Source organism: Mangrovivirga halotolerans (genome assembly GCF_026241165.1).
GTDB lineage: Bacteria > Bacteroidota > Bacteroidia > Cytophagales > Cyclobacteriaceae > Mangrovivirga > Mangrovivirga halotolerans.
Map to the genome: position 1 here is coordinate 1 of NZ_JAPFQN010000032.1, position 907 is coordinate 907.

The window sequence follows — 907 nt, forward strand, 5'->3', positions numbered from 1 at the left end:
CGGCCTTGACCGCTATCACTCATTTGAAAAAGAGCTAAAAGGATAAAAACAAAAAGAAAAGTTATTGAATATCAGTGAATTGTAGTTAAATTAAAGGGAAGGGATTATTCATGGAACATACTGTTACCTGCTTTTATTTATACTAGTTTTATTTTGATGATTCCTTAATAGCATCTCTAAAAAGTAAAGTTATTAATTCACCATCTTTAAGGTACTCATATGTCCATGGTCCAAGTGTCATACTATATTGGTTAGCATTAGCACCTGGTTTTCCATTTACATATACTTTTTGTTTAATTCCTATTTTATTGTTTTTAGTAGTTAGTTTAATCCTGAATTCTTTATTCTTATCTGACTTCTTAATAATTACTGCATCTGGATCTATATCACTTAAATTGAAAGTATAAACGTTATGATCCGGTCTCTTAGAGTTGCTATTCTTTACAAAGTGTAAATCTATAATCCGGATTGACTTCAGATCATCACTATATTTAAATTCATATTTACTATCACTAATGATGTCAGGTGATTTTGGTAATTCATTGATTAATAAAGCTATCGAATCAAGTGAGCTCCTAATTCTGTCCCTATTCTGTCCAAAAATATTAGTTGAAAGAAATAAAATTAAAATTGATATAAAAAATAGTCTCATTGTTAATTGATATTAATTGCAGGTAACGTTCGATGTATGAGTTTGTGGCGGATTATCGTGCCGATTTCGCGTCCGATAGGACAGTGAAATCCAGCGAGAATCCGGCGCTTGAGCTGACTCTACAGCCGCCATAACTTTATAGTTCCCATGATATAATCCGAACCCGTAAAATAAGGGTAAAACAAACGAAAAACACCATGGGAACAGGATTAAAGTTATTCATTGGAATTGATGTTCACAAGCGTCAATGGAGTG

1 protein-coding gene is annotated in these 907 nt (G+C 32.3%); it reads right to left on the reverse strand.

Annotated elements, in window-relative coordinates; genetic code table 11:
• Positions 1–148 precede the first annotated feature (148 nt).
• Positions 149–652: a hypothetical protein gene (locus tag OO013_RS20095; RefSeq protein WP_266058921.1), complete on the reverse strand. Its 504-nt coding sequence runs from the start codon at positions 650–652 to the stop codon at positions 149–151.
• Positions 653–907 lie beyond the last annotated feature (255 nt).